Annotated in this window: 23 protein-coding genes and 2 pseudogenes; 18 read left to right on the top strand and 7 right to left on the bottom strand. The window is 45.1% G+C overall.

The annotated features are described in order from the left end of the window. Positions 1 to 3: 3 nt before the first annotated feature. Both ABVS15_RS07215 and ABVS15_RS07210 read right to left on the bottom strand, forming a co-directional pair. Positions 4 to 1,233 carry a tyrosine-type recombinase/integrase gene (locus ABVS15_RS07215; RefSeq protein ID WP_369283070.1) on the bottom strand — a complete coding sequence of 410 codons (1,230 nt, stop codon included), beginning with the start codon at positions 1,231 to 1,233 and terminating at the stop codon, positions 4 to 6. A gap of 99 nt (positions 1,234 to 1,332) precedes the next feature. After that, positions 1,333 to 1,551: a helix-turn-helix domain-containing protein gene (locus ABVS15_RS07210; protein WP_369283069.1), complete on the bottom strand. Its 219-nt coding sequence runs from the start codon at positions 1,549 to 1,551 to the stop codon at positions 1,333 to 1,335. A 123-nt stretch (positions 1,552 to 1,674) separates the two neighbouring features. Between ABVS15_RS07210 and ABVS15_RS07205 the strand changes: the two genes are divergently transcribed. From ABVS15_RS07205 to ABVS15_RS07150, 12 genes and pseudogenes are all read left to right on the top strand, one after another. Next, on the top strand, positions 1,675 to 2,334 hold the full coding sequence (locus ABVS15_RS07205) for a sigma-70 family RNA polymerase sigma factor (RefSeq protein WP_369283068.1): 660 nt from the start codon (positions 1,675 to 1,677) through the stop codon (positions 2,332 to 2,334). Positions 2,335 to 2,412: 78 nt separating this feature from the next. Continuing rightward, positions 2,413 to 3,132, top strand: coding sequence for a hypothetical protein (locus ABVS15_RS07200; protein ID WP_369283067.1), 720 nt, complete (start codon positions 2,413 to 2,415; stop codon positions 3,130 to 3,132). A gap of 184 nt (positions 3,133 to 3,316) precedes the next feature. Next, complete coding sequence (locus tag ABVS15_RS07195) at positions 3,317 to 3,520, top strand: DNA-binding protein (protein ID WP_369283066.1); 204 nt, start codon at positions 3,317 to 3,319, stop codon at positions 3,518 to 3,520. Next, positions 3,517 to 5,898 carry an EcoAI/FtnUII family type I restriction enzme subunit R gene (gene hsdR, locus ABVS15_RS07190; protein ID WP_369283065.1) on the top strand — a complete coding sequence of 794 codons (2,382 nt, stop codon included), beginning with the start codon at positions 3,517 to 3,519 and terminating at the stop codon, positions 5,896 to 5,898. Before ABVS15_RS07195 ends, hsdR begins: the two co-directional genes overlap by 4 nt. A gap of 23 nt (positions 5,899 to 5,921) precedes the next feature. Continuing rightward, positions 5,922 to 7,391 carry an N-6 DNA methylase gene (locus ABVS15_RS07185; RefSeq protein WP_369283064.1) on the top strand — a complete coding sequence of 490 codons (1,470 nt, stop codon included), beginning with the start codon at positions 5,922 to 5,924 and terminating at the stop codon, positions 7,389 to 7,391. Next, positions 7,388 to 9,040: a restriction endonuclease subunit S gene (locus tag ABVS15_RS07180; protein ID WP_369283063.1), complete on the top strand. Its 1,653-nt coding sequence runs from the start codon at positions 7,388 to 7,390 to the stop codon at positions 9,038 to 9,040. The genes ABVS15_RS07185 and ABVS15_RS07180 overlap by 4 nt, the downstream gene beginning before the upstream one ends. Then, positions 9,037 to 9,789, top strand: coding sequence for an ImmA/IrrE family metallo-endopeptidase (locus tag ABVS15_RS07175; protein ID WP_369283062.1), 753 nt, complete (start codon positions 9,037 to 9,039; stop codon positions 9,787 to 9,789). The genes ABVS15_RS07180 and ABVS15_RS07175 overlap by 4 nt, the downstream gene beginning before the upstream one ends. Positions 9,790 to 10,114: 325 nt before the next feature. Then, positions 10,115 to 10,666 carry a hypothetical protein gene (locus ABVS15_RS07170; RefSeq protein ID WP_369283061.1) on the top strand — a complete coding sequence of 184 codons (552 nt, stop codon included), beginning with the start codon at positions 10,115 to 10,117 and terminating at the stop codon, positions 10,664 to 10,666. After that, entirely contained in the window at positions 10,667 to 11,602 is a 936-nt protein-coding gene (locus tag ABVS15_RS07165; RefSeq protein ID WP_369283060.1) for a DUF1848 domain-containing protein, read from the top strand. It abuts the gene before it with no gap. A 326-nt stretch (positions 11,603 to 11,928) separates the two neighbouring features. Continuing rightward, positions 11,929 to 12,252 carry a DUF6809 family protein gene (locus ABVS15_RS07160; protein ID WP_369283059.1) on the top strand — a complete coding sequence of 108 codons (324 nt, stop codon included), beginning with the start codon at positions 11,929 to 11,931 and terminating at the stop codon, positions 12,250 to 12,252. Then, positions 12,242 to 12,604 carry a hypothetical protein gene (locus tag ABVS15_RS07155; RefSeq protein WP_369283058.1) on the top strand — a complete coding sequence of 121 codons (363 nt, stop codon included), beginning with the start codon at positions 12,242 to 12,244 and terminating at the stop codon, positions 12,602 to 12,604. The genes ABVS15_RS07160 and ABVS15_RS07155 overlap by 11 nt, the downstream gene beginning before the upstream one ends. Next, positions 12,583 to 12,663, top strand: a pseudogene (locus ABVS15_RS07150) (hypothetical protein); the annotation flags it as partial. The gene ABVS15_RS07155 and the pseudogene ABVS15_RS07150, both read left to right, overlap by 22 nt. Positions 12,664 to 12,988: 325 nt before the next feature. Here the strand turns inward: ABVS15_RS07150 and ABVS15_RS07145 are convergent. Both ABVS15_RS07145 and mobV read right to left on the bottom strand, forming a co-directional pair. After that, positions 12,989 to 13,201 carry a hypothetical protein gene (locus ABVS15_RS07145; protein ID WP_369283057.1) on the bottom strand — a complete coding sequence of 71 codons (213 nt, stop codon included), beginning with the start codon at positions 13,199 to 13,201 and terminating at the stop codon, positions 12,989 to 12,991. Positions 13,202 to 13,220: 19 nt separating this feature from the next. Continuing rightward, positions 13,221 to 14,198: a MobV family relaxase gene (gene mobV / locus ABVS15_RS07140; protein WP_369283056.1), complete on the bottom strand. Its 978-nt coding sequence runs from the start codon at positions 14,196 to 14,198 to the stop codon at positions 13,221 to 13,223. Between the two features lie 835 nt (positions 14,199 to 15,033). Here mobV and ABVS15_RS07135 point away from each other — a divergent pair. The 3 genes from ABVS15_RS07135 (at position 15,034) to ABVS15_RS07125 (ending at position 17,025) form a co-directional block, all read left to right on the top strand. Next, a complete protein-coding gene (locus tag ABVS15_RS07135; RefSeq protein ID WP_369283055.1) occupies positions 15,034 to 15,585 on the top strand; it encodes a DUF3795 domain-containing protein in 552 nt (183 codons plus the stop codon). Between the two features lie 2 nt (positions 15,586 to 15,587). Then, positions 15,588 to 16,100: a hypothetical protein gene (locus tag ABVS15_RS07130; RefSeq protein WP_369283054.1), complete on the top strand. Its 513-nt coding sequence runs from the start codon at positions 15,588 to 15,590 to the stop codon at positions 16,098 to 16,100. 76 nt (positions 16,101 to 16,176) lie between these two features. After that, a complete protein-coding gene (locus tag ABVS15_RS07125; protein WP_369283053.1) occupies positions 16,177 to 17,025 on the top strand; it encodes a GyrI-like domain-containing protein in 849 nt (282 codons plus the stop codon). A 71-nt stretch (positions 17,026 to 17,096) separates the two neighbouring features. On the opposite strand, the gene ABVS15_RS07120 is transcribed toward ABVS15_RS07125, so the two are convergent. Genes ABVS15_RS07120 through ABVS15_RS07110 form a run of 3 tightly spaced genes read right to left on the bottom strand, consistent with a single transcriptional unit; the run spans position 17,097 to position 18,602 of the window. Further along, positions 17,097 to 17,288, bottom strand: coding sequence for a YwbE family protein (locus tag ABVS15_RS07120; RefSeq protein ID WP_369283052.1), 192 nt, complete (start codon positions 17,286 to 17,288; stop codon positions 17,097 to 17,099). 8 nt (positions 17,289 to 17,296) lie between these two features. After that, positions 17,297 to 17,938: a helix-turn-helix domain-containing protein gene (locus ABVS15_RS07115; protein ID WP_369283051.1), complete on the bottom strand. Its 642-nt coding sequence runs from the start codon at positions 17,936 to 17,938 to the stop codon at positions 17,297 to 17,299. Beyond that, a complete protein-coding gene (locus ABVS15_RS07110) occupies positions 17,904 to 18,602 on the bottom strand; it encodes a DUF3990 domain-containing protein (protein WP_369283050.1) in 699 nt (232 codons plus the stop codon). The genes ABVS15_RS07115 and ABVS15_RS07110 overlap by 35 nt, the downstream gene beginning before the upstream one ends. 454 nt (positions 18,603 to 19,056) lie before the next feature. On the opposite strand from ABVS15_RS07110, the gene ABVS15_RS07105 reads away from it, so the two are divergent. The 3 genes and pseudogenes from ABVS15_RS07105 (at position 19,057) to ABVS15_RS07095 (ending at position 21,524) form a co-directional block, all read left to right on the top strand. Continuing rightward, a complete protein-coding gene (locus tag ABVS15_RS07105; RefSeq protein WP_369283049.1) occupies positions 19,057 to 20,001 on the top strand; it encodes a ketopantoate reductase family protein in 945 nt (314 codons plus the stop codon). Positions 20,002 to 20,370: 369 nt separating this feature from the next. After that, positions 20,371 to 20,760, top strand: a pseudogene (locus tag ABVS15_RS07100) (DUF3788 domain-containing protein); the annotation flags it as partial. 2 nt (positions 20,761 to 20,762) lie between these two features. Then, positions 20,763 to 21,524, top strand: coding sequence for a GNAT family N-acetyltransferase (locus ABVS15_RS07095; RefSeq protein ID WP_369283048.1), 762 nt, complete (start codon positions 20,763 to 20,765; stop codon positions 21,522 to 21,524). Positions 21,525 to 21,555 lie beyond the last annotated feature (31 nt).

Below are 21,555 nucleotides of genomic sequence, written 5' to 3'. Positions count from 1 at the left end.
ACCTCACATCATCTGCATGTTCATACCCTGCTGTTCCTCTGACTCCTCCTGCAATGGGTTTAGCGCCGCACTGATGGCATTGGCAGAATCCTGTTTGGAGCTAAAATCAAGGTGGGAGTAGATGTCCGCTGTGGTATTAAACGTGGAATGTCCAAGCCAATCCTGAATCTGTTTCATGGCGATTCCCTGCGCCAAAAGCAGGCTGGCACAGCTATGTCTGAGGTCGTGAAAACGAATTTTCCGCAATCCATTTTGAGATAAAAGTAACTTAAAATGGTCGGTGATGTAGTTGGGGCGAAAGAGCTTGCCCATTTGGTCAACGCAGATATAGTCCTCATAGTCTTTGCAATAAGAGCCTTTGAACAGTGCCTTGTATTCCGCCTGTTTTTCCTTGGCGGCGAACAGCAGCTCCCGCACACAGGGAATGAGGGGCAGGGTGCGAAAGCTGGATTTTGTTTTCAGCTTGTCCTCGGTAAAAATGGTTACTTTGCCATCCACCTTACCCTCGGTTACCTTGTGGTTGACTGACAAGGTGTTTTGCACAAAGTCAATGCTGCTCCAGCGAAGCCCTAGCACCTCACTGCGCCGCAAGCCGTAAAAAGCGGCAAGCTGGATGACGATTGCCATAGGGTCATCCTTGGTGGCTTCAAATAGTGTGGATAGCTCGGCTTTACTGTAAAAGGAAGCCAGATATTTATTCTTTTTCGGTCGGTCAACCTTATCCGCTGGATTGTTGGCAATCAGCTCGTTTTTCACAGCGTATTGCAGTGCCTTGCGCACCACCGCATGATAGTGAATGACCGAATTGGCATTGCAGCCATCGGCAAAGATGGACTGGTGAAGCTCACGAATATGCCGTGCCTCCACCTCGTCCAAATGCAGCTTGCGCTCCCTGAAAAAGCTGTCCAAGCGGGCATCAATCATGCTTTTGTAGCTTTGATAGGTAGTGCGCTCAATGGTTGGGGCGGTCAGCTCCAGCCACTCTTTTAAAAAATCTGCAAACAGCGGTGACTCTGCCTTTGCCCGTTCAATTTTGATTTCTTCACTTTCATATTGGCGCAAAAGCTCCTGCAATGCCGCCTCTGCCTTGCGCTTGTTGCCTTTGGTGGGAATGCCAAGGGCGTGGTATTTTTGCTGCCGCTTACCGTTTTCGTCATAAGCGTTAATCACGGCGGTATACTTGCCGTTTCTCTCCTTTAAGCTGCCCGTAACAGGGCGGTTTTTCTGTTTCATCTTAGTCCTCCAATCTTATAATCAATGAGCGTCTGCCCAAGGTGTTGTGATGTTACCTTAGGCAGACGCTTTTTACAAGTCGTTTCGGTTATAAAGTTTTCACTGGGTATTTCCACATAGGAAGTCGATCACCAAAACCTTAGGAATTCGATACAGCCGCCCCATACGAATGCTGGGCAGTGCGCCACTTTTTAGTAGGTCGTAGGCTTTGCGCCGTCCAATACCAAGCATCTGCCGCAGCTGCTCCGGTGTAACGGCATCAGGATAGTCCCGAAACATCAAACCATACTGCTTTGCCATTTTCTCTTCTCTGTTCATCCGATCACCCCTCTTGACAAATATAAAATGTAATAGTATGTTATAATTACACCAATTACAAATGAGTCTAATATATAGACGTTGAGAAATTGAAAAACGGAAGTTAGAAAGTGAGGAACGCGAATGAAGATGTTTGAAAAGGAAAAGCAAATCCGTCTATGGGGTAACCACATTGACCCTGAAGTATCTGCCGAGAGCTATCTGAATAGCCACAATATTGAGGCGTCACAATGGGCAGCGGAAAATGAGCGCGAGCTACAACAACTGGACCGGGACGCCATCAACCTCTATCGCCGCCACATGGCGAACAGCGATTTGAGAAGCACCGATACCGTACTGGAAAAGCGGAAAAAGAAAGAGGCCACACTAAGGCCTCAAAGGGGAAACCAACCAAACGACCCAACTGACCGCTGGATTAATCATATGTTTTCTCATAGACCGGAGGATTTGTTTCAGTTGGTAAGCGATGAGAAGCTTGCTAATGAGCTCAAGAACCTGACACCTCGCCAGCAGCAGGTGGTTCACATGAGCATCGTCAAGAAAATGAAAAATAGCGAGATTGCAAAGCGGCTGGGCACCACCGACCGCAATGTGCGGGACATTCTGCAAAGAACCTACGAAAGAATGCGTGAGGTTTTGCTGGATAATCGTGGGGAGGTCTATTTGGATGCAGCAATTTGGATACTGCTATCTACAATTTTTCCAACCTTTGCAATTGGTTGGGGTATTAGCTGCTGGATTTACCCCAAGCTGAAAAAAGCAGTAACAGGTCTTGCGGCATAAAAGATGGCATAGCAAATTGCTATGCCACAAGAAGTATGTTATAGTAATTACATCAATTACAAAATTGGAGGTTCTTCCATGGAGCTTAAAAATATATTTCCCACTTTCAACGCAATGTGGGTGCGCTGGTCAGCCTATGAAATAGCAGATATTCTGAACGGCCGCTATATTTTGCCCACTGCTGATGCCACTGCAATTCCATATAGCAGCACCGAAAGCTTGCAGGAACTACTGACGGATGCTCTAAACCTTGGCAAGGCTGTCTATCAAAAATCGGACGATGTAGAGCATGTCTGCCTTACTTTTGTGCAGAAGCACGGCTTGCTGGGTTTGCATAAGGGTACTGGCAGTCGGGTATTCCCCATGAAAGGTGGTAATATCTCTCCTGCCCGCAAGGAACATAGTAGTCAGGAATACGGCGAGGAACTCGGCCATTTTACAGCGGAGTTTCAAAAGCTGTATTTGCATTTTCTATCCACACGGGGAGAACTGCCGACGAAGTTGCCAAAGCATCTGCAAGCCGATCTTGCAACGGTGACCGCTCAGCCGATACCCAGTGGGCTAAGCTATCGGTTGACTGCTACCTGCCCACCGCAGATGGTGTGGCAACCGGACGATCTGATTGATGTGTTGTACATTGCCTATGGGCTGGCAGTGACTGATACTGTCACACCGCTCAAGGTCTGCAAAAATTGCGGTACGGTATATTTCAACCCCCACCAAAAAAGCGAGTTTTGCAGCGTGAAGTGCAGGAATTACTTTAATGTGAAGGTGTTTCGGGAGAAGGGGAATAAATAGTAGCTTTTTTGGTGGCGGTGTCCGTCAGCCGAATTTACTCTCTGATTTTTATAAATTATTTTTACAAGGCAATAACATGTTTTTAAATTTATCTGAAAATCCACAATACTATGTCGCAATCTTGCTTTTTTCGTCCAAATGAAATATACTAATATTGGATAAATATAATTTGAGGTGAACTGATATGGACTATCTGACAATGAAAGAAGCCGCCGGACTTTGGGGCATCACAAGTCGAATGGTCACTTATTATTGCACCTCAGATAAAATACCGGGTGCGATGAAAAAAGGTGACATTTGGCTTATTCCGGCTGACTCACAAAAGCCTATTGATGGTAGAACTGTTGGCGGGCGCAAAACAAAATGCAAAGGTGGTGGCGATAAATGAACTGTAAAAAGCATCTTTCTGAAGAAGATATTAAAATGAAATTTATTACCCCAGCTATATTAAATGCAGGATGGGACTTAGGCAGACAAATAAGAGCTGAATACCCATTTACCGACGGTCGTGTCATTGTACGAGGTGACACAGCTCAGCGTGCCAAGCGAAAAGCCATTGATTATTTGCTCCTTTATAAGCCTAACATACCACTTGCAATTATTGAAGCCAAGAAAAATAAACTCAGCATTGGTGCAGGGATGCAGCAGGCTCTTGATTATGTTGAGGCAATAAAAGCCGCCAAAACGCTTGATGTACCTTTCGCCTTTAGTTCCAACGGTGACGGTTTTATTGAGCATGACATGAAAACCGGTATTGAGCGAGAGATTACTCTTGAAGAATTCCCCTCTCCAGAAGAATTATGGAGTCGCTACATCGCAAGCGAGGGTATCACCGAGGAACAAGAAAAAATTATCACTGAGCCGTACTTCTTTGACATAGCTGACAATAAACCACCACGCTACTATCAGCGTGTGGCGATAAATAAAACTGTGGAGGCCATTGCCAAAGGACAAGACAGGCTTTTGCTTGTTATGGCAACAGGCACAGGGAAAACTTTAACAGCATTCCAGATTATATATCGGTTGTGGAAAGTAGGCGCTAAAAAGAAAATTCTCTATCTTGCAGATAGAAATGTCCTTATCGACCAAACGATTGATAATGATTTTAAACCTTTGGGAAAGGTAATTACTAAGGTTGAAAACCGCAAGTTAGATTCTTCTTATGAAGTCTATATGTCGCTTTACCAGCAGCTTTCCGGTGATGATGACATGGAGGCTTTCAAACAGTTCCAGCCCACCTTTTTTGACCTTGTTGTCATTGACGAATGCCACAGAGGTAGTGCACGAGAAGAATCCCGCTGGCGAAAAATCCTTGACTACTTTTCATCGGCAACTCACTTGGGACTTACCGCTACACCAAAGGAAACAACCGATGTTTCAAACCAAGACTATTTTGGCAAGCCGATTTATACATACTCCTTGAAACAAGGCATTGACGATGGTTTTTTAGCACCATACAAAGTGGTGCGTATTGGACTTGATAAAGACTTACAGGGCTACCGCCCCGAAAAAGGCAAGGTTGATATCTACGGTAATGAGCTTGAAGATCGAGAATACAACATCAAGGATTTTGACCGCAATCTGATTATTGATGACCGCACAAAAACCATAGCCAAAAAGATTACAGAGTTTTTGAAGAAGACCGATCGCTTTTCAAAAACCATTGTGTTCTGCGTGGATATTGATCATGCAGAGCGGATGCGCCAAGCCTTGATTAACGAAAATGCAGACCTTGTAAAGCAAAACCCCAAGTACGTCATGCGTATTACAGGTGATAATCAAGAGGGTAAAAATCAGCTCTATAACTTTATAGATGAAGACAGCCTTTATCCTACACTAGTTACAACATCAAAGCTGATGACCACAGGTGTCGATTGCAAAACTTGTAAAGTCATTGTTCTTGATAACAATTTCAGCGAAGATGGCGGCATGACAGAGTTTAAGCAAATCATCGGCCGTGGCACTCGTTTAAAGCCTGATTACGGCAAACTGTATTTCACCATTATGGATTTTAGAAATGCAAGCCGTTTGTTTGCCGACCCTAATTTCGACGGTGACCCGGTGCAGATTTACGAGCCTAATCCCGACGAATCTCCGGTGCCTCCGGATGACCCAGATGAAGAAAACCCGACAGAAGGTAACGATGATATTCCACCCGATACCTCACCCATTATTGGCTTTGAGGGCGATGAAAAAGAACACCCAAAAAAGTATCGGGTAAATGATGTTTATGTAACGGTTTTATCCGAGCGTGTGCAATATTACGACAGTGACGGCAAACTCATCAGCGAAAGCCTTACTGACTATTCCAAAAAGAATATCCTTAACGAGTTCTCCACCCTTGATGAATTTTTAAGTGTGTGGAACAGTGAGGGACGAAAAGCTGCCATTGTCGAGGAGCTAAAAGAGCATGGTGTACTCTTGGAGTCATTGCGTGAGCTTGCAGGCAACAAAGACCTTGACGATTTTGATTTGATTTGTCATATCGCCTTTGATAAACCGCCACTCACCAAGGCGGAGCGAGCCAAAAACGTGAAAAAGCGTGGCTATTTGTACAAATACTCTGACATGGCGCAGCAGGTGCTTGAAGCTTTGCTGGACAAATACATGAACGATGGTGTTACAGAATTAGCAGATACCAAAATACTTGAGCTGAAAGAGTTTGAACGCTTTGGCAGCTCCATAAAAATTGTAAAAGCCTTTGGCGGTAAAGCTGCGTATCTCAATGCAGTGCAAGAGCTGCAAAAAGAGCTATACATAGCATAGAGAGGGAATCGAGAGAAATGAATATGGGTACTTTTGTGAAACGATTACAGGACATTATGCGCAATGACGCAGGTGTTAACGGCGATGCTCAGCGGATAGAGCAGATGACATGGCTGTTATTTCTCAAAATATACGATGCCAAGGAAGAGATTTGGGAGCTGCACAGAGATAACTATACCTCAATTATCCCAGAAAATCTGCGTTGGAGAAACTGGGCAGTCGATGAAAAAGACGGAAACGCACTCACTGGAGAAAAACTGCTTGAGTTTGTCAATACCGAGCTTTTTCCCCATCTGAAAGCAATTGAGGTGGACGACACTACACCCATGCATAAACTGATTGTTCGCAATGCCTTTGAAGATGCCTACAACTATATGAAAGATGGTGTCCTCCTGCGTCAAGTGGTGAATGTGGTGGACGAAATTGATTTTACAGAGCATATGGAGCGCCATGCCTTTGGGGAAATCTATGAAAATATTCTAAAAGACTTGCAAAGTGCCGGTAACTCAGGCGAGTTCTACACCCCACGCGCAGTCACTGACTTTTTGGTGCAGGTGATTAAGCCCACCATTGATGATAAAATAGCCGATTTTGCTTGCGGCACCGGTGGCTTTTTAACCTCTGCTTTAAATTATCTTTCTCCACAAGTTAGAACACCTGAGGACAAAGAAAAATACAATGAATCGGTATTCGGAGTTGAGAAAAAAGCACTGCCCCACCTTTTATGCGTCACGAACTTGCTTTTGCATGATATTGATGATCCCAAAATCTATCATGGAAACAGTCTCGACAAAGCAGTAAAAGAATACAAAGAGAGCAAGGGCGATTGCTTTGATGTGATCCTCATGAATCCTCCCTATGGCGGAAATGAGAAGGATAGTATTAAAAATAATTTTCCGCCTGAACTTCGTAGCAGTGAAACAGCCGATTTGTTTGTTTCGCTAATCCTCTATCGCCTAAAACGAACCGGTCGTGCCGGAATTGTGCTGCCGGATGGATTCTTGTTTGGCACTGACAATGCCAAAACTGCCATTAAGGAAAAGCTGTTGACCGAGTGCAATTTGCACACGGTTATCCGCTTGCCTCATAGTGTTTTTGCACCCTATACCTCTATCACAACAAACCTGTTGTTTTTCAAAAAAGGGAAATCCACCGAAAAAACTTGGTTTTACCGCATGGATATGCCCAGCGGATACAAGAACTTTTCAAAGACAAAGCCCATAAAAGCGGACCATTTTGCACCTGTTCTGCAATGGCTTGAAAACCCCGTAAAAATTGTCGAGGATGGCTTTGACAAAGCAAAATGCTATACCGTTGATGAACTCAAAGCAAAAAATTATAACCTTGATTTGTGTGGTTTTCCCCATGAAGAAGAAGAAATTTTAGAGCCGAAAGAACTTTTGGAGCAGTACCACACAAAGAAAACTGAGCTCAATGAAAAAATAGAAGGCATCCTTACCGAGCTTTTGGAACTACTGGAGGAAGCACAATGAAAGCGCAAAGCTTAAAAAATGCTATTCTCCAATTGGCAGTACAGGGAAAGCTTGTCCCACAAAATCCACATGATGAACCCCTAAATGAGCTGTTAAAGAAAATCAAAACGGAGAAAGCGCAGCTAATAAAAGAAAAGAAAATTAAAGCTGAAAAACCATTAGCTCCAATTACAGATGAGGAAAAACCTTTTGATATTCCTGATAGCTGGGAATGGGTAAGGCTTGGAGAGATTGGTGAAACCAATATTGGCCTAACGTATAAGCCCAGTGAAGTTTCTAACGAAGGTATTCCAGTATTACGTTCTAACAATATACAAAACGGACGGATATGTTATGATGATTTGTTGAGAGTTAACAAATCTGTAAGTGAAAAACTTATGGTTCAAGTTGGTGATGTCCTTATTTGCGCAAGAAATGGGAGCAGAAAACTTGTAGGTAAATCAGCAATTATTGAATGCAACAATATGACATTTGGTGCCTTTATGGCTATTTACAGGAGCATTTGCAATCCATATATACAGTTATTTATCAATTCAATGGTTTTTCGTTTGCAATTAGAAGGAGCTAATACAACAACCATAAATCAAGTAACGCAAGATATGTTAAAGAATGCCCTTTGCCCCCTCCCACCCCTTGCGGAACAACAGCGCATAGTTGAAAAAATTGAGCAATTAATGCCACTTGTTGAGCAATATGACAGCTACGAAAAAGAGCTTTCTGCATTGGAAACAAAATTCCCACAAGACTTGAAAAAGTCTGTACTTCAATTTGCTGTGCAGGGTAAGCTTGTACCACAAGATGACACTGATGAGCCTGCAAGTGAGTTGCTCAAGAAAATTAAAGCTGAAAAAGCAACGCTTATCAAGGAAAAGAAAATCAAAGCCGAAAAATTGCTTACTCGGATTACAGATGAGGAAAAACCTTTTGATATTCCCGATAGTTGGGAATGGGCAAGGCTTGATGAGTTATGTGCATATATTCAGCGAGGAAAATCTCCAAAATACTCTGATGTAAGAAAAATCCCTGTCATAGCGCAAAAATGCAACCAATGGGAGGGGTTTTCAATTGAGAAAGCAAAATTTATAGACCCAGATAGTATCAACGGATATGTTAAAGAACGGATGCTTCAAGATTGCGACCTCATGTGGAATTCAACTGGTATAGGAACGCTTGGAAGAATGGCCATGTATGAAACTAGACTAAATCCATATGGCGTTGCTGTGGCGGATAGTCATGTGACTGTAATTAGGCCATTCGGAGGCTTTGTTTTGAGTGTATATCTGCTAAAGTATTTCTCAAGTCCATTCGTTCAAAATGTCATTGAAGATAAGTCTGAGGGGAGTACGAAGCAAAAGGAATTGTCAACCTCAACAATAAAAAACTACATCGTTCCAATTCCACCACTTGCCGAGCAGCAGCGCATTGTTGAAAAAGTTGAACAGTTGCTCGCCTTATGTGATGTTTTAGCAGATGAGAACAAGCTGAAACAATATCAGCTGCCAAAACGCTTGGCTAAGGTAATCAAATTTACCCCTGTGGAAACAGCGGAAGAACACGAGCACCTAATCGCCGCCAGAGCCGACGAAATAAGCCCCGAAACAAGAAGCAAAGAACAGGAGCGCCTTGCTCTTTTGAGGAAGAAGCGATGACACCGGAACAATGTGCAGCACAGGTTTTAAGCGATTTTAGCATCACTGATATTCCAATTCTGCACTTTCCTCATATCTGTGAAAAAAGGGGCATCAAGTGGGACGAATATCCGTACAACGATGCAAAATACTCGGGTGCTCTGCACAAAATTGATGGCGAATACTACATCCTCATAAATAGCGACTGCGGAATCCCCACCCGCATAAATTTCACCAAAGCACATGAGTTAGGTCACTTTTTCTTAAAGCACCCGGGAGAAAAGTTTGAGTGCTCCAGCAACGACATTTTCACGACCGACATAGCAAACAAACCGTCCGAGGTGGAAGCTAACCGCTTTGCTGCCGCTTTTCTTTTACCGCAAGACAAGATGGAGCTATTGGTTAGCGACGATAACTATGATTTCACAACCATAAGCGGCATCGCAAGCAGTTACGCCGTATCAATACAAACCACAGTGATACGTACAATTACTTTTCTACAAGGTAGCTTTAGGGCAGTGTGGGCGGTAAATGGCATTGTGCAGTGGGCTATCAAGTCCCCTCATTGCAAACAGCCTACCCTGTACAAAGGGCAACCCTTGCCACCGCAGAGCATCGCTCACAAATGCTTTGCTGATAACTACATACCACCCAAAGACGAGTATATAAAAGTGCCACATGGTACTTGGGGACATGCAAAAACACCGCCAACAGAGCTGGTAATTCCATTTAAGAAGATAAATGCAATATTATCGATTACTAAGTGGTAAGTGAGGTAAGCGTATGCTTTACGATGTTATTACTGGTTATTGTCAAAGGCGCTGCGCAGATGAGAATCCGGGAGAAGTGTGTGCAGACTGTAATCACCCCTCAAATAAGTGTAGTGGAAGTTGTAACACCTGTTTAGATGAGGTTCATTATGGTGGTTGCGATAAAAGAAAGGACTATGAGTGTGGGAGACTTTTGCTGCATTACACAATGAAATACTCCAGCAGATATATGGGAAATATTAAATTTGCACTCTTAAAAATTGATCTTTCGTAATATGACCGATTTAATATACTGTCAATCGGGTGCGGTTCGGCACCTGACTTAATGGCTTTTGAGCAAATTGCTGGCAGAAAGAGAATTGGATATAAAGGAATTGACAGAAATAAATTGTGGAAGAAGATCCATGAAAAGATAGAAAAATATTCTGAAACGTCAGAAAATATTTGTGCAAAACTATATCGAGAAGATGCCTTTAATATTCTCAATGAAGGATTTCATGGCAGGAATATTGTTATAATGCAGTTTTTGATTTCACACCTTTATAACACAGCACAAATTGGTGCCATTAATCATTTATATGATATGTTAATTGAAAATGTTTTGGGGCATAGAAGAGCCAAAACCCCATTTCTCTTTATTTTTAATGATATTGATACAATGAATAAGGGGAGAGATAAATTTTATCCTTTTCTTGATAAATTAGAGTCAGCAGGGTATGAAGGCACAGCCTATGCTTTCAGTGCTCATTCAAATGGAGGTTTAGGACGAGATAGGTATAGCCACAGAAAAGATTCCGAGGAGTATGGTAATATCAAATATCAATATTCTTCATGTACATGCAATAATAGTGCCATGCTGATAATAGAGGTGAACTAGATGATAATAAGTGCAAGCAGACGTACAGATATACCATCATACTATTCTGACTGGTTTTATAACCGCATCAAAGATGGGTATGTGATGGTGAGAAATCCAATGAATATACATCAGGTGAGCAAGATAAACCTGTCCCCTGATGTTGTAGACTGCATTGTATTCTGGACAAAAAATCCAGCACCGATGCTGGATAGACTTGACAAATTAAAGGAGTACAACTACTATTTTCAGTTCACTTTAAATGCTTATGGCAAGGATGTGGAGCAGAATGTTCCATCTAAGGGTACTGAGGTTGTGGAAACATTTAAACGCCTTTCCGACAAGATAGGCCCGGAACGTGTGGTTTGGAGATATGACCCAATACTTCTGAACACCAATTACACAATGGACTACCACATTACCTACTTTGAAAAGCTCGCATCGAAGCTGAGCGGCTATACAGAGAAATGCACCATCAGCTTTATTGATTTTTACAAGAACATTGCCAACAACGTAAAAAGCCTTGAAATTTCTAGTATGTCTATTAACGAAAAGAGAAAAATAGCACGGGCTTTATCCGAGATAGCGTTTTCATATAATTTAAAGATGGATACATGTGCCGAGGATATTGAGCTTGATGACTTTAAAATTACACATGCACGATGCATTGATGATAAGCTCATTGAAAAAATTATTGGTTGTAAAATCAATACCACGAAAGATCCTAATCAGCGGCTTGAATGTGGATGTGTTGCAAGCATAGATATTGGGCTTTATAACACTTGCCTGAATGGTTGCAAATACTGCTATGCAAATCACAATCAAACAACCGTTCAAAAGAACTCGTTGCTCTATCGTCCGGATTCACCATTATTGTGTAGTGAACTTTCTGCTGACGATAAGGTTAATGAACGTGCAGTTAAATCGCTTAAAGAAAATCAAATAACACTGTTTTAGTGGTAATTTATTTCACAAACTACACTCTAATACAAAGCCATTGCAAACACAAAAAATATTCGTATTAGGGCTAAACTGTTTCACCAAAAGACATATCTTCCGCCAGGGGGTGATATGTCTTTTTTATACCATCGTCCACCCACCGATATCCATAAAACAGAATATGGCGTGCGTTTCGATTTCCTCACTTGGAGATGGGACGATGATAGTTAATGGACTTATCACAACCCAAGCTACAGTATATCCCCACCAATTTGTGAATGGAATATGTTGTAGACTTCTTAAATCATACATGATATTGTGTGTTGCTAAGGAGGCGACACACAATGAAAACCATTTTAGAGGAACTGTACGACAGCTACAACAATTTTGTTCCAGACCCTACAGCGCAAGCCGAAATTGATAATGCACACAAAGCGCTCATCCGAAGCTTGGAAAAGCCGGAGCGAAAGCTGATTCTGCGTATCATCGACAACAAGGATTTGATTGCCGGGGCTCGTGCCAGAGAAAGCTTTGAATGCGGATTCTGGCTTGCATGGCGGTTATGCACACAGTTGAATATGATTGACAACGGTCGTTTGTTTGAGCAGCAGCTCAATGCAGGCGGCCGTTGTCTTATGGAACAGGAGGAGTCCGCAGATGAAAGCTAAAATCGTATTCTTGACGAGCGTTACCTGTGCCATTTTATTGGCAACGCAAATTGCCAAACCGCCGCAGGCAATTTCAAAACCATCGTGCACCCAGCCGAGCATCCCTCAATTTTCTGAGTGCTTAATTTCCGACTTTCCCTCGATGGATAAGGGGAAAGCGGACAAGGAAGTCCCCCTTAGGACAGTTACCCCTCCTCAAGAGGTTGAGAGTTCCAAAACCAGTGTTGTTCCCGAGAAAATCGCAAAAACAAGCACTCAGGCAAAGCCTTTTTTAAGCCACCAGCAGAGGAAGTCACCTTACCGCAAAACAATCAAATCACTACACCTAAAGTGGGTGATACCCGTGTGGTAAACGGGCAAAAGCAATTCTACTTTTTAGGCTTCGGTTGGATAGATGATAACGATCAACCGAATGAATGCATCTATGCCGAGGACATGTACGAAAACGGAAATAAAATCGGTAGCATGGGCGGCGGTACCTTCGTGGACGGCGAGGGTGACATTAACAAAATGGTTGGCACCATGGATTAGTATGTATCGGCCAAAGGGTGTTCCACTTCGGACACCCTTTGACTATTGGTAAGTTGCTTACCATCTGTGGAGCACAAGAAGGGTGGGATCAATCGTCCCGCCCTTGCGCCAGAGGGAGTCGTGAAACACGACCACCTTATTTTAGGGTGTAACGATTCGTTCCACCCTTTCCAATCGATGAGGTATGTCGTGAATCACGACGCACCTAATCGACAACTTCGCATTCCAACTGTTTTTGAATGCTGGCAACCTTGTCTTGCAACCAGTCAGGCACACGGGCATTTTTATATTCGCCGATAATCCGCTTGCGGCGCTCAAGCTCCATAAGGGCCTCGTCCCCGGTGCGCAGAAAAATGGGACGGTCAAAGCTCACAGAAATCTCTTTCTTCTCGGTATCAATGGTCAAGATGTACTTCATAAAATTGTTCCTCCTAAAATTAAAGTGTTTGTGTTTGCTCATGAGTTTGGGACTGCTGTTTTCCAAAATTAGCGATAAGCTCTGTACGCAAATCCTCCGGGATTGACTCGACAAAATCCTGATAGGAATACAGCTCCCGCACAAGGTCGATGTTTTCTCTTGCCGCTTGCTCTGCCTTATACATGGCTCGCTGATTCTCCAAATTCATCACCGCTTGGTTGTGCTTTAAAATATCAAGCTGGCTCTGATATGGGCGCAGCTGATTTTCAAAAGCGTTGACCTTGGGATACCACTTATTGAATAATTCCGTAAGCACCTCTTTCTTTTTCTGGGCATTAAAAGCGCCAATACTTTGAATCTCGTTTTGCAGCTCGGTCATCTGCTGGGTTAGACGGTTTGCCTGCTTATACAGCCAGGTCGGAATGTGCTTGCGTTTGGTAGATGCTGCTGACTGACCACGTTCCAGCTCGGGAAACTGCTCTGCCATGTGGTCGTGAAACTTGTCCTGCCATTCAATTAGCTTGTTGCGGTCACCCATAACCTCTTTTGCAGATAGCCGCTTGTCCTTTGTCAGCGGTACAAAGCACAGGTGCATATGTGGATTGCGCTCGTCCATGTGCACCACCGCCGAAAAAATGTTTTCCTCGCCAATCTCTTTCTTCAAAAAATTCAGTGCGTGTTCAAAATAGTGCCGTGTGTCCTTGGGCGAAAGCTCCGCTAAGAATTCGGGACTGGCAGTGACAATGGTGTCGATAAATTTCACGCTGTCCTTGCGAACCTTGCATTTTGGATTTTCTCTCTGCGCCTGTTCAATACGCAGCTGAATTTCACCGTAGTATTTGTGCTTCGGTTTGATCAGATGGTAATTCTCCGATGATTTTTGGGTATCAATATCCGGGTTGCTTGCATACTGGCTCTTTTTTCGTTCATGATGTTTTTCCAAAGCGGATGCCGGTCCGCCCTTGCGTTTTTCAAATCGCAGAATTGCATAGGGCATAAAATCGAACTCCTTTCTCTGCAATCAAGATGGGTGGTAATCGTCAGCTTTTTTCACATACCACTCACGCCAGTGTGGAAACCGCAGCCGCTGTTCCTATCTGTAAAAGCTGATTGCGGCAGCGGTTTCCCCGCCCGCCAAAATGCCCGCCCCCTGCAAGGAGGGGCGGGCATTTTATCGTGCGGCTGTCGTGGCGGTATAACGCACTATACCTTGGCGTTGCCAAGGTGTGCGCCCGGGGACACCCCAGGACCCCATTTGGCAAGGGTACGGCAAAACGCCGTACCCTTGCCAGCGGCTTTGCGCTCTGCTGAAATGGTAGTGCATCCTTGCGCTTCGCCGCGAGGTTTGCCGTTTACAAGCATAATACACACCGTTGCGGCAAACCTCACCGCCTCGGGCGGGGACGAAGGACGATGGACGAGAGCAACAAACACAAGCCCAAAATCCCCCTGCGTGGGTGCGTATTTTGCCCCTGTTCGCCCGTGTAAGGGGCGTTCAAAGGCAGGTAGGGTGTTACCCCATCCGCGTACCGTTTGGGGATTGTGGGGCGTTTGTACCACCCGTTTGAACACGCTCCCGATAGCTGGGGCATGCAAGAATTTGGGCACGATAGCTTTGCTTGCATTCGCAGATGCAATGTTGACACAAGAGATTAAACTGTCGTTTCCCTGTGAGAGAGTTAATAAAAAACGCCCACTCGGCTTTTGCTTTCTTTGATAATCTTGACATGAAAATTTCTCCTTTACATAACAAAGCTCGCCTCCGTTCTTCACACAGACGAGCTTAACTGGTATAATGATTTTATTAAATTGATCGTTAGGGGGCGAGGTAGATGAAAAACTTTGCAAGAGAGAACACAAATGTTTCCCTGTGCGGGCTTAACTGTCTTCTCTGCACGATGCATATTGGTGGCTATTGCCCCGGATGCGGTGGTGGTGATGGCAACCAAGGCTGTGCCGTTGCCCGCTGTGGTATGGAGCATCAAGTGGAGTTTTGCTCACTTTGCCCCGAGTACCCTTGTTCGAAATATGATGGCATTGATGCTGCCGATTCCTTTATTACGCACCTCCATCAGAAAAGCAACTTAGAAGAAATCCATCGGGTGGGTGTGAAGGCGTATTGTGTACAGCTGGATAAAAGAGGCCAAATACTAACCCAGCTTCTCGAAAACTACAACGACGGTAGGCGAAAAAACCTGTTTGCTACCGCTGCAAATTTGCTGAATCTCACCGCTCTTGATGAAGTGATGGAATGTCTTAATTCAAAAGATCACCTTGGTATGCCACTGAAAGAACGTGCGAGTTTAGCGGTTGATGCAATCAATAAAGCTGCCGAGAAGCAAGGTGTTTCTTTAAAACTTAGAAAGAAAAGCAAGGGAGAGTAACCATGCAGCTGGGTCTCACCATTCCACTAATGAAGCACTTGAAAATAAACAGGCTGCCTTATGGAGAGGAATTGCATCGCCGTTTCTGTTGGGATTTACATTGTATCCAGCTACATAGCCATAGCTGCCTGCTGGCGGTACACTGCGAAACACGATACATGTTTGTGCTGTATGGCATGACGAGAGCGCAGTGGAATCGTCTTCCCGAGGTGTTTTTAGAGGGGCTTATCACCAGCCTTACCAATGCGGGAATTGAAAACAACTTGATAGAAATCTATCTGCAAGCAGCAGGAAAGATAGAGCTTACCAAGACTCATGGACGGCGGGAGGTTGCTTTTCTCAATCGTGCATGGGACGATGTTGCCGCCTTGGACTATTGCATCGACAGGGAACAGCAAGCGCAGCCGCTAATAGAGCAGAGCATTAACAATATGATTTGCAACTGCGTGGGCTACGAGGGCTACGGTGAGCCATTGGTGCGTATGCGGAAAAGTCTGGAAAGCTTAGCAACATGACCTCTCATTTTGGTGCATCAAATCAGAGGACATATTTGCAAAAATATGATAAGCTATCAATAAGGGAGCGATCACAATGGAATGGATTGAACGACTGAATGGGGCAATCAATTATATTGAGGAGCATTTGACGGACGGTATTAACTACGAACAGCTTGGGCAAATCGCCTGCTGCTCGTCCTATCATTTTCAGCGGATGTTCGGCTACATGGCAGGAATGCCGTTGTCGGAATACATTCGCCGCCGCAAAATGAGCCTTGCCGCCGCCGACCTGCAAAGCGGCGAGGAAAAAATCATTACTGTTGCCGCAAAATATGGCTATGAATCACCTACTGCATTTAACAGGGCGTTCCAAAGCGTACATGGCTTTGCGCTGTCACAGGCGAAGGCGGTAGGGCAGACCATCAAATCCTTTCCTCCCATTGGCTTACAAATATCCATTAAAGGAGCAGCGCAAATGGAATACAGAATTGAGAAAAAGGATGCCTTTCGTATCGTGGGCATCAGCGCCCCGCTGGACAAAGAGATTGAAAAAAACTTTGAAGCAGTCCCACAGCTTTGGGGAAAAGCGGCACAGGATGGCACCATTCCCGCACTGTGTGCAAAAATGAACGCTCAGCCCATGGGCGTACTCGGGGTAAGTGCCTGCAATGCCTCGGCAGAGCAGTGGCGGTATTATATCGCCGTTGCCAGTACTGCCGATGCAGGCGAATTTGAAACATACACTGTTCCTGCATTGACTTGGGCGGTTTTCCCCGGTGAGGGCAGCGGAATTTCGATTCAGCAGCTGGAGCAGCGCATCGTGACCGAGTGGCTGCCCACCTCCGGCTATGAGTATGCAGACGGCCCGGATGTGGAGGTATACCTTGACCCCAATCCCGAAAACACCAAATACGAGGTTTGGATTCCGATGGTCAAAAAGTAAAGTGCCCAATGAAAAAGGCAGGTGTCCAAGGGAAGTTCCCCCAGACATCTGCCTTTCATCTATTTATTAGATTACAATATTTCCTGCACTCGACCGACCTGACCGTCCTCCAGCATCACTTTAATGCCATGGGGGTGAGTGTTGCTTTTAGTCAACAGCCTTGCCACAACGCCCTCAGTTCGCTTGCCTGTGCGCTGGTCTGCCTTGAGCACGATGCTCACCCGGGCACCGATTTTTATATCACTGCGGTTTTGTCCGTTCATAAATTCTCCTATTCCATCAAGTCCTGCATCTCGCAGCCCAGTGCCTTTGCCAAGCTGAGCAGCGTACCTGCCTGTGCCTTGTTAATATCGTTCTGCCGTTGCTCGTAAAGCTGAATCATGCGAAGTGCTACCCCAGACTGCTCTGCAAGTTGCCCCTGCGTAAACCTTCTTGCCTTTCGGATGGTAGTCAGATTAGAGGGCTTCTCCAACCTATGGCGGTTGATGATCTCGTTTGCGGTATCCACAAACTTGCTCTGGTCAGCCTCGTGGAGAATGTAAAGGGAGAGCACCTGGGACAAGGAAAGTCCGTTTTCCACCATGTCGGAAAACCTCAGACCGCTGTACCACTGATAATAGGCGAGTATCCACCCTGCCCAGTATTCACAGCCTGCAAAGTCCTTAACGGCTTTTTCCTTGGTTGGATAGCTACCTGTGGTGAGAAAAATTACCTCTCGGGCAAGCTCCACACCCGACATTCCGACAATGTACTTTGGGTTACCATTTTCAATTTTTGTGGCAATGCCGCTGTTGATAAACCAAGAAAAAAACTCATCGGGGGCATAACCGCAATCCACAAGGGCATAGTCCAGCATATCACCCATGTTTTGCATGGCATCATCCAAGTAGGATTCGCTGTATGCGTGGGTCATCGTTTTGCCACCTCCCTCTGATGATGTCAAGGATATAAACCTCATCTTCTACGCTTGGCTTTGTTTTCTCCTGTTTAAATTCCGCTCTTGCCTCAGTGTCTCTTGCCAGCTTTTTGGGCAGATAGATGGCTCTGGGTGCAGCAGTGCTTTCCACAAAGGTGAGCCTGTCAAAGGCTGCTTGCGAGCGCAAAACAACCTGTTCTCCCAAGTTGCCTAATACCATTGCTTTTTCAAGCTGGGCAAGAGATATGGTGTTATTGAGAAATGCAGTCGCAAAGGAGAAATACGAATCGTCTGCACGGTAGCCCTTGATCACATCGTAAGACTTGTATTCTATCATAAAATGCTCAAAAATATAGTCCTTAGCACGCTGGGCAATGTCACCGCTCATGCGAAAGGTTCTGTTCTCCAAAAGGATAGACAGCCAGTTTAAAATGTGGTATTCTCCACTTGAAAGATTCAAAACCGACAGGTTGGTTGGCTCGAAAGCATATCGGTTGGCAAAGCCGTCTGTTTCGGTACTGCAAGCCCACTCCTTGGCGAGCTCCATGCTTTCGGTACAGTAGAAACCTCTGCCATAGTCGTTGTTCGGCTTGCCCTTGGCAAGCTCCGGTGCCTCAATGATTTGGGGAGAGCCGTGAAAAAGTGTGAGTGTGTGTTCCATACTACACCTCCTGATTTTAGCATCGTCAAAACGATAGTCGCTTATTCAATATTAGTATATCGTTCCAGCGATATATTGTCAAGGCGGATTTTTTTCTCTGCATGATAACACTGTGAGCGCTCACAGCTTGCTCACACTTATCCAAAAAACCTGCTTTTGGAGCGATTTTTTGCAAAGCCTTTTCACAACGGCATTTGTGCCCGTAAACCCGCATGAAATCAAGGCTTTCAGCGTTTCTATATGCTCACAGAAGCCACCCGAGGACACTGGAAGACAGTGGTTTCCAACGACTCGAAATTTCGTGTCGGTGTTGAGCCGACCTAGGGTTCGAATCCCTAACTCTCCGCCAATTGAAAAACCACATGTTAGGACTTTAACCTGCATGTGGCTTTTTCTGATCTTGTACGATATACTTAAGCAAGTATGGTTGATCGGCTAAATGGGGGGAAAAGCGTTGAATATACTTATATATGGAGCAGGAGTTATTGGAAGTGTTTTCGCGGGAAAGCTTGCTCTTTCAAAAATCAACGTTACAGTTCTTGCAAGAGGGGCGCGGCTTGAGGAAATAAAAAGAAACGGTATCATTCTTGTAAATCCACGAACAAGAAAACGAGAGTGTGTCCCCGTTCAGGCAATCGACACATTGCGGCCAAACATGGGATACGACTATATTATTGTGGTAATGCAGTGCAATCAAGTGGGTGAAATCCTTCCTGTACTAGCTGAGAATTGTTCAAAAAGCATTGTTTTTGTCGTGAATACAGCTGATGGATACGATAAATGGGCGAATGCTGTCGGTAAAGGCCGCCTTATGATTGGGTTTCCCTCTGCCGGCGGCGAACTCAACAATGGTGAGATCAATTACTTTGTTGGAAAAGGATTTCAAAGAATTTTTCAAACAACAACATTTGGTGAATTCAGCGGCGTAAAAACAGAGCGAGTGAAAACGCTGATCAATATTTTTAACCATGCTGATATTCCGTCTGTGTTCTATCCCGATATGGATGCATGGCAAAAAACGCATGTCGCGCTGGTGTCCAGTATCGCAAATGCTTTATACGGTTATGAATGTGATAATGTCAAGTTAGGACATTCCTATAAAGCTGTGAAAGACATGGTAAGCGGTGTGAAAGAAGGCTTTCAAGTGCTTCGTCAAAACAGCATTAGTCCTGCGCCTGAAAAACTGTGTTGGATTAACCTTCCTACACCGCTGCTAACGGTTATATTTTGCTTGTTTATGAGGACCACCCTTGCAAAAATAACAATGGCAAAGCACTGCGCCGCAGCAAGACCGGAAATGATGTTGCTGCAAAGTGAATTTGACAAGTTGATTCTAAAAAGCGGGGTAAAAACACCGGCGATTGAAAAACTAAAGAAAAACTTATACGCAACAAAATGAGCACAATCTCATTGGTATCTAAACGGGAAGCCTGCTATGAGGGAGAGCAAGGCCGCCTTACACTTCGGGTCGTGAAGGGCTGCCTATTGGGGTTACGATAGATTTGACGAGGACTGTATCCGTCGCAATGACGATGGTGTTTGTCATTGCCTGCCCGGTCGCCCTAGGCTGACTGGCTGTACAGCTTTTTGCGTTCTCTTGGCCGGGAGGTAAAGGTGCTTTGCCCCGGGCATATTACCGAGAAGCAGGAGAAAAGCAAAGAAAAACATGACGCACTGTTGTCATATTATCTGATATATGATTAATTCGGGAGGGGTGGCAATGGACTGAGTACAGCGCTATGGGCCGGACAGGTAGCCAACCGCGGAGGAAGTCGCGGACTATATCAACAGCCCTCTGTGGGCTGAAATAAATTGCTTTTTGCATGAAAATTACGAGGTTCAGCCAAGCTTTCATTATAGCAGTTGCTCTGCCCAACGGGGATGGAATGTGAAGTATCAAAAGGGAGGGCGTTCTCTGTGCACCCTCTATCCCATGGACGGATTTTTTATTGCACTGGTGGTGATTGGCGCGAAAGAACAAACCGAGGCCGAGCTTACCATGCCGCTGTGCGAGGAATATACCCGGGCTCTTTTTTCCAACACCGCGTTCAGCGCGGGCGGCAGATGGCTGATGCTCAGTGTCACCGACGAGGGCGTTTTGGAGGACGTGAAGCGGCTGATTCAAATTCGCAGAAAGCTTAAGAAAAGGCAGGCATAGGCATGGAAAAAATGATTGCCGTGACGGCGGAGAATATTGACCGCGAGCATATCTGCTGCGCCATCACGGAAAAAAAGGGCGAGACGTGCGTTTCTTCTAAAAAAGCGTGGCTGAAAGAGCGCTTCGAAGACGGCCTTGTATTTCAAAAGCTGGATGCGCGGGGCAAGGTATTTATCGAGTATATCCCCGCCGAAAAGGCGTGGTATCCCATCGATGCACCGGGGTATCTGCACATCAACTGCTTCTGGGTGTCTGGGCAGTATAAGGGAAAAGGCCATGCCAGCCGCCTGCTGGAGACGTGTATGAAGGACGCCAAGGCCAAGGGCTGCTGCGGATTGACCGTTATCGCGTCCGAGAAAAAGCGTCCGTTCCTCTCCGACGCGGCCTATCTCAAGGGAAAGGGCTTTCTGGCCGCCGATACTGCTCATCCGTATTTCGTGCTTTACTATCTGCCGTTTGCAGAGACTGCGCCGGTTCCAAGGTTTAAAGACTGCGCAAAAGCTGGGACAATTGAAGAAACCGGCATGGTTTTATACTATACCAACCAGTGCCCCCACACGGACAAATATGTGCCGGTCATCGTGAAGCTTGCGGAGGAAAGAGGCGCAAAAATCAGCGTCCACAAGATTGAAACCACGGCGCAGGCCCAGTCGGCGCCCACACCGTTCACCACCTACGGATTTTTCTATAACGGCGAATATGTGACCAATGAGATTTTTGGCCCCGCAAAATTTGAAAAGTTTCTGAGCGAACACGGATTTTAACGATTAACAGGGAAGGGGCCGCAGCGAAAGA

The sequence above is a fragment of the Oscillibacter sp. GMB15532 genome, from assembly GCF_041020825.1.
Lineage (GTDB): Bacteria > Bacillota > Clostridia > Oscillospirales > Oscillospiraceae > Oscillibacter.
Note: the sequence above shows the minus strand (reverse complement) of the source record. Positions and strands in the feature narration are given on the sequence as shown.